The sequence below is a fragment of the Kordia sp. genome (genome assembly GCF_045105435.1).
Classification (GTDB): domain Bacteria; phylum Bacteroidota; class Bacteroidia; order Flavobacteriales; family Flavobacteriaceae; genus Kordia.
In genome coordinates this window covers 1-7716 of the sequence record NZ_JBGCDL010000173.1, presented here as the reverse complement: position 1 = coordinate 7716, position 7716 = coordinate 1, and the positions used below count along the sequence as shown (strand labels likewise).

At 31.2% G+C, this 7716-nt stretch carries 7 protein-coding genes; all 7 read right to left on the bottom strand.

The features are described from left to right. Positions 1-268: 268 nt before the first annotated feature. The 7 genes from AB8B65_RS09315 to AB8B65_RS09285 all read right to left on the bottom strand — a co-directional run bounded on the left by AB8B65_RS09315 (position 269) and on the right by AB8B65_RS09285 (position 7070). Positions 269-1150, bottom strand: a complete 882-nt coding sequence (locus tag AB8B65_RS09315; RefSeq protein ID WP_405300682.1) for a hypothetical protein — start codon at positions 1148-1150, stop codon at positions 269-271. A 239-nt stretch (positions 1151-1389) separates the two neighbouring features. Beyond that, on the bottom strand, positions 1390-2418 hold the full coding sequence (locus AB8B65_RS09310) for a helix-turn-helix domain-containing protein (protein WP_405300681.1): 1029 nt from the start codon (positions 2416-2418) through the stop codon (positions 1390-1392). A 155-nt stretch (positions 2419-2573) separates the two neighbouring features. Continuing rightward, the gene (locus AB8B65_RS09305; protein ID WP_405300679.1) at positions 2574-3539 is read right to left on the bottom strand and encodes a hypothetical protein; all 966 of its coding nucleotides are present in this window, start codon (positions 3537-3539) and stop codon (positions 2574-2576) included. Positions 3540-3668: 129 nt separating this feature from the next. Beyond that, positions 3669-4358 (bottom strand): hypothetical protein, encoded by a 690-nt coding sequence (locus AB8B65_RS09300; protein ID WP_405300677.1) that lies wholly within the window; start codon positions 4356-4358, stop codon positions 3669-3671. Positions 4359-4492: 134 nt separating this feature from the next. Beyond that, positions 4493-4897: a hypothetical protein gene (locus AB8B65_RS09295; RefSeq protein WP_405300676.1), complete on the bottom strand. Its 405-nt coding sequence runs from the start codon at positions 4895-4897 to the stop codon at positions 4493-4495. Between the two features lie 164 nt (positions 4898-5061). Further along, positions 5062-5622: a hypothetical protein gene (locus tag AB8B65_RS09290; protein ID WP_405300675.1), complete on the bottom strand. Its 561-nt coding sequence runs from the start codon at positions 5620-5622 to the stop codon at positions 5062-5064. A gap of 59 nt (positions 5623-5681) precedes the next feature. After that, on the bottom strand, positions 5682-7070 hold the full coding sequence (locus AB8B65_RS09285; protein ID WP_405300674.1) for a hypothetical protein: 1389 nt from the start codon (positions 7068-7070) through the stop codon (positions 5682-5684). Positions 7071-7716: the final 646 nt, after the last annotated feature.

Genomic DNA, 7716 nt, shown 5'->3' with positions numbered 1-7716 from the left:
TTGAGTTTCCTGTAGTACTAGTCGCATTTATATTGTACCAGCCCATTCTGGTTTCGTCAAAATCAAAAGTCCAATCTGGAAATGTTGTTACTTTCATTCTTTATAGTTCGGTTTTTGTCAACTTGCTGCCAACGTGTTTGTGTATGGTTAGTTGCGTGTTTAAGCAACTAATTTAGTAAACAAAAACGAACGCGAGAAAATTCCGAAGGAATTTTCCAAATAAGCAACGACCAAAGCAATTAATTATACACGTTGTTGGCAGTAGTTTTTATTCTTCCATCCACATTTCTTTCCATAATTCCAACTTTCCAGTTTTTCTGTCATAGAAAATTTCGAATGGTAATTCTATTTTCTTTTTTGGTAAATCGAGATAGGAAATATTTATTGGTTTGAGAGCCTTTTTTATCGTTCTCCTACATTTTCGGTCATCTGTAATATTCCACCACCATTCTTCCCGTTTTTCTTTTTTGGTTTCACTTTCATAGTCAACCCAAACTTTTTTCAATTTCCCTTTTTTATTAAATGTCAAAATATACTTTTCGTCACACAAGTCGTAAAAGGGTGTTTTGATTGTATCCCAGACAATAGCATTTTTTACCTGTTGAAAAAGAGTATCCTGTATTTTTTTTGCGATTTCTCTTTGTCTTTTTTCAAATCTAATTTTGTTAGCTATTTTTTCGTTTGAAATAGTTTTTTCACTTGTCCTAATTCCGTCTTTGAATGAGATATGAAGTTCCTTTTCATAAATCGAAGCATAACCCATATGAATGTATTGAACTCTTTCTCCTTGAGGTACTATTATCTTTCCGCTAAACCAATCAGCGAATACAGTTTCAGTTCCGAACATTTTTTTTAGGTTAGCATTTTTAATTTCAAGTCCGCAACTGTTATGACAACTGGTTACTTGAACTAAATAGAGTTTATCTCCTTTTAATTCCCAAATAGCTTTGTAGCCTCTCCAACAAGCAGTTGAACCACAGCCAACAAAATCTATTAATTCCCTTTTTCCAATTTTTTCAAAATACTTTTCAAGCGGGTTTGAGAAAATCGCAAGTGTATCACCTTTATAAACTAAATAATCAGGAACTTGCCCAGTTCCATAACTGAATTTGCAAAAAAGAAAAATTGATATGATTAGTAAATATTTCATTAGTCGAATTTAGTTTCTCAAATGTAATTCAGTCTTTTTTGTCTTTAAAATCAAAATTAGGGAAGTAAGCTTTTCGCTGAGTAAAGTGGTTTCTCAAATTACTGCCAACGTGTTCGTGTATGGTTAGTTGCGTTGGCTAGGACTAAGTTAGTAAACAAAAACGAACCAGAGGAAATTCCGAAGGAATTTCCAAGTAGGCAATAACCAAGCAATTAAATATACACGTTGTTGGCAATAGTTTATATGTCCATTAGTAAATCTATTGTTTTCTGTCTAATTGTGCTATAAATAGTTTCGTAATCATCTTCTAATAAATATAAATAGAATGGATAATCTTTGTCCATTTCTAAAAAGTTATTAGTGTTAGTTGTTAAGACTGCAATAGAAACACCAGAAGTTCTTGTTATACGACTAATATTATTTTCAATTTCAATCAGAGTTTGATGAAAAAATAAACTAACTCTGTAAAAATCTTTGTTTTCGTTTAATTCAGCTTTAAGTTTATCTTGCGTTATAGTTGTGTATGGATTTGGATTAAATTCTGCTTTTAGCATAGAACCGAAAACTTTTTTTACTCTGTATTTATGATGTTCTTCCATTTCTGAATTCATGTCCTTGAATTGAGCAGAACAAAAAGTAGTTAGTTCAGTTAGGTTATGCTTTTTTCCTAATGCCATAAGTTCAGACATAATAACTGATAATTTTTCGTTTTTACCAGCAAGTCTTGTTATGAATCCAGATACTTCATCGTTTATAGAATTATAGTCTAGACTACCAGGAAGGCTTCTAAACCAATCATTAATTCTAATAGCATCCATTCCGTTAGCTTCTGTATTTGATGAGCCATTTCTATAATATATTTTCCCAACTTCGAGACCTTTTAGTTTTTTAGTTGCAGATAGAGGTAGTTCATGTTTTTTTATTGGGATTTCAATAATTCCAAAATTCTTATTGTCTAGTTGTAAAGTATAATAAGCAAATTCTGGGCTTGGAAATATTGAGCTTTTTGCTTTTTCTTGAAGAATAGAGTCGTCTATGCTTTTACTAATTCCATTTAATTCTATTTTATCATCACTTTCTCCAATTCCAAAAATAATATAGGCAGATTCATTTCTAATAGTGTTTGAAAATGAAATTATGTCTTTAACAAATTTAGCTGTACTATTTGATGTTCGGTCATTTTCAAAATCGTATAATTCTCTTTTGAAATCTAAAGTTGAAGATTCAGATTTTGATAGTAAGTATTCAAATTCTTTAATTAATAGCATTTCTTGAAATTATTGCCAACGGTCTCGGCTATGAGTAGTTGCGTGATTTAGCACGTAACTTTGCAAGTACGAACCAAGCTGAAAATCCGCGAGGATTTTCAGAAGTAGGCGAGAACAAGCAATTACTTATAGCCATTGTTGGGCACAGTATTTTTTTAATCGGTTAATTTACTTTGCATTTTAATCGGTTGTATTCCTACAACTTTGTCTTTATCGTCAAAAATCAATTTTATCATTTCACTTGGCGGACTTGAATTGTCGTCCGAATATTTATACTGAAGTAGTGTGAACATACTTCCGTCAAATCCCATTTGAACTCCGCTGTAAATCAATTCCGTTTGTTTATCAAAATTGATATTGTCAATCAGCATATTAATTTGTTCGTCAGTAACTTTTTCAAGTATTAAGTCCGATAAAAACTCTTTTGATTTTGGTAAATCTTTGGATTTTAAAGCAGTAAAAAAGTCAGTCTTTATTTTTTCCAATTCAGCCAACTTTTTCTCGTCAAGTTTTGGGATTACTTTTTCTTTTTCCTTTGCTTGATTTCTGATGTAAAGTCGTATTCGATGAACTGGATTTATTGTGCTTGCGCCTCTTTTCTCATAATAGTTAGAAACAGTTGCATACATTTCAATTTCGGTACTGTCATTAGGTTTCCAAGTTGAGCTTTCTACAAAAGTGTTTATAGAATCAAGTCGGCTTATATTCGAATAATTCTTCTTTACTTCTGGTTGTCCGAACTCATTTGAAATTTCTTTTTTAAGTCCTTTGTATTTTGTAATTAAGGCTTTTTGAAACTTCTTTGATTTTTGGTTATTGTCTTGTTTCTCAAAATTCGAAACGTCCCATTCGTAGAGAACATAGGACATTGCTGAATCCGCTTTTTTGAAAAAGTAGAAAGAAGTTAAATCAGGAATTACTTTCTCTTTTCTTAAATATTTAATTGGTTGTGCATTTCCACCAAAGGAAACGTGATTTGAGGTTGTCGGAATTTTTTCGCTTCCCAAATTTTCTTCCATTTTTAAATATTCAGCGAGTGAAGTATTATGAATGTCAAAATTGAACTCCTGTCCAAAAACAGAAGTTGAGATAAATAAAATCCCGATAATTATGTATTTCATTCGATGTTCGTTCATATTGTGCCCAACGTTGTTGTGTATGATTAGTGGCGTGTTTAAGCACCTAATTTAGCAAATAAAAACTGAATAGAAAATCCGCGAGGATTTTCGTAAGTAGGCGAGAACCAGCCATTAATTATACACGGTGTTGCCATTAGTTTTTTCCTTTTCAAGCAACATTTTCAATTCATTATTTATTTCGATACTTTTCAATATGTTTTTTTCAAAATCTTTCAGCGTTTTGATTGTTTCTTTTTTACCATTTATTTCAAAATTTATGTATGTTTCATTTAGTATTGCTCTTTTCAAGGAAATAACCATATTATAAGCACACCAAACTCCCATTCTTGTGTCATTCATATATGCATTAAATTTGCTTATAGATTTCTCATTCCATACCAATTCGTTCAATTTGTAATTCAGGAAACGTTCAGATATAAAATTAGGTAATTTTAATGCTGATATATTTTCAGATAAAATATCTTTCAGCTTCTTATAAGCTTTAGGATTATTTTCCCAAAAATAAAAATCGACCAAAACAAGCTCTCTCAAAACTTCTCTTTGGTCTTCAGATTCATTATTGTTGAAAATAAATTCAAAGTCTATTTTTATATTTTTAATTCTCTCAATTATTATGCTCAAACAGAATTGAATAGCTATATTTTCTCTCAAAAGATGTGAATATTCAGATAGTTTTAATTTTTCAATATCTTTCGATATAATTCTATTTGTCTTATCTGAAATTTTGTTACTTACAGAAGTATATTGGGATATTGTGTGTTTTTTCTTAAACAATCTGTTCGTTTTTTTAATTAATGGCAACGGTTTTGTGTATGATTAGTGGCGTGTTTAAGCAACTAATTTAGCAAATAAAAACCGAATAGAAAATCCGCGAGGATTTTCGTAAGCAAGCTCAAACCAGCCATTAATTATACACGTTGTTGTACGCTGGCTTTTTATTCCGCAATACTTTTTATTAAATCGTTTTGCAAAAATTCATATTCCGTTTTTTTCCAAAAAGTCAAGTTTATTAGTCCTGTTGTACTGTCCTCTTTCCAGATTCCGTTTTCATTCGATTCAACTGTCCATTTTATTGGTCTATTTCCTTTTTTTGTCAACTTCAGTCGACAATCTTTAGAGAGTCCAAATGCAAAGCAATTCAGAGCATCATTTTCATTATCAAATTCCTCGTGCCAAAAGTCAAACGCAACAGTGAAATTTCCATTTCCATTATCAGTCAGAGAAACTGGAAATCCGTTTTCGCTTTTCGGATTCACAGTTATTGATTCCGCATTTATTTCATATTCCGCTTCTGGATATTTCTTTAATCGGCTTACTATTTCGTTTATCGTTTTACTCATTTTTCAGCTTGCGTACAACGTCTCCGTATATGAGAAGTAGCAGATTAAAATACAATTACTTTTCAGATTATAAACAAAGATAGCAGAAAAGAACAAAACTAATGTTTAGCCCTTAACTGCTATTTCTTATATACCGTGTTGTAGGCAGTATTATTATTCCAATATCAATAGTTTAATCTTTTCAAGTTCCAAGATTTCAAAATGCTATCGGCTTGCTTTTTACTTAGTTGTTCGGTTTTTCTTTCCCAATAGCCATTTTTATCTTTTTCAGGTCTGTTTGAAGTCATTCCTTTTATTACAATTGGATATTCATAAATATATTTCCAACCCTTAGATATGGGAATACTATCTTTAGTTTCAAAATCATAGTATTTGTAATCCTCAAAAACATATCTAAAACTTAATGATTCAAGTATATCTCCACCTTCATTGAAGCCATATTTATATGATCCATTTTTATATCTATCTTCCTCATATTGTGGTTTTCCAGTATTTTTATCTAATTTAATATATTTCTCAAAAAATGAAGGTTCTTTTTTTGTTTTGCGATATTCATTTTTCAATCCTACGTAAAAATTACCATATATTTTTTTTCTTTTAATAAAAGTACTTTTACTATTGTATCCATAATAAATAAATGTTGAATCAATTACTCTTAAACCTATTTCTTGTCTTAAAGGGTTGACTTCCATTAAATATGGATATGGTGATTTTTCTTCTTTCAAACAACTTAAATTAATACAAGTGATAAAAAAGAGTGTGTAAATCTTAAATTTTCTTGATATTATAATGTTTCTGTCCATGTCCATGTTTGATTTATACTTCCTCCTATTTTAATCCCTGTATCTCTTTCTTTATTAGGAAATATTCCATCATGATTTCCATCTCCATCATTGTCAATTCTTAATCGTGTTGCAGAATCCCAAGTAGATGGGTTAGAAACTGTGAAAGTTAATGTATGGGTTCCATTAGGATTTTGAGCTATTACAACGTTAGTATTATAAGAACCTAAAAATGAGGTGGCAATATTTCCATTTATCATACCGTCGTAAAACTGGCCTTGACCGTATGTCCAGCCTCTGTTAACAGGTATAGTAATATTGTTGTTATTAATCTTATCAATAGCATCCTGTCTTGCTAATGTAACTCCTTCTTGTTGTTTTAAACTTTCAGTAGTTGTATCGTCGCCATCAAAAGTAATAGTTTCTGTTCCATTAATTGCTGGGTAAGTTCCTAACTCAAATAACCAAATGCCAAATAAATCTGTCCAATCTAACGTTTGTGGGTTAGTATCAAAAACTTCGTCTGCAATATCTTTAAATTCATCAACAACAGAATTAATATACCCAATGGAAGAAGGATATTGATCAGTTATCTGAGAGAGTTTTTTGTAAATTTTGTGGGTAAGTTCAGCAGAAGAAGTTATTCCATTTGCAACAGCTTGTCTCAATAGCTCCTTCCAGTCGGACTCCATGTGAAAGTTTATCAACTCAATAGCCGAATTATTATAATTACTTGAGTTGAATACAGTACTTTGGTCTAAATAATTGTTTAGTGCATTTACACTTTCAATATCAGCATCAAGCACAACCCAATCCGCTTGGTCTTGGCTTGTCATATAAGTTGCTAATCTATCAAATAATTGATTTCTTGCCTCATCATCAACTGTTGTAATACAACCATCGTTACCTGAAATACCTGTTGTGCCTCGACCTGTTACGCAAGGCTCATTTGCATTTGGATTTGTGATTACATTTCCACTTCCTGTTCCGCCACTACCAGAACCTGAGCCGGTTCCGCCACCTCCACCAGAATCTCCAGCATCAATAGTTGGGCAAGACGAAGTACAGGATTGGTATGCTCGCGGAAGTGTACCGCCATTATTCCCTTCGGTACAGTTTGTCCATTGGTCTATATTACCTGCATTATGTGCTCCTGAGGAACAATCAACATATATTGTCTCGCATACACGCTGACAAGTTTTACTTAATGTATTTGACTCAAAAAAACCTTGTTCTAAAGTCGTTATGGTTACATTTTCGGAACTCTGTAATTGTCCGTTATTGCTTAATTCTACAAATTCATCAGCTGTAATATTGTATTGCACTAAATATTCATCGTAGTCCTGACTATTATTGTTGTAATGCAGTACTAAGTTTTCGACATAAGCCAAAGGCTGTTCTCTTAAAATTTTAAAAGTATATGTATGTGTACTATCGTATTCTGTATAAAGAACATCTTCGAGAACAATAATTAAATCCTCGGTTATATCTTTTGATTGTGTGTTATTTTTATTTAGTTTTTTGCTAATGGAATTAATTTGTTCAGAAAGTTTACCATAATGTTTGGAATTGATAAAGTCAATTTTTTGTGAATTTACCGGAAGGTCAATTTTTGGTAGACTTGCTTCATCATTTTTTAATTCATCGTCTTTGTTACATGCGACAGCAAATAAAGCGATTGTAAGAATTAGAATTCGAGATTTGAGCAGTTTTCTTGGGTTTTTCATAAGTTCCATTGTTTAAATTTAGTAATTAATTTCCAAAGTGGTAGCGATATTGCCTACAACTCGTTATATAAAACTATCTACACTTCATATCCCATAAATAAATCCGGATATCACAAATTTTATATAATAGCTTTCAATTTATAAAATTAAGAAATACTTTACAAAGATTTATACGTAGTTATACGTATATTTCAATAAAAATAAGGTAGTTACGATATTGATTTGTGCGGTTTTCCGTAAAACCATAAAAAAATCCTGATAGATGTATCAGGATTTCTAAGTGTGTTATTATTTTAAATTGTTTTACTTA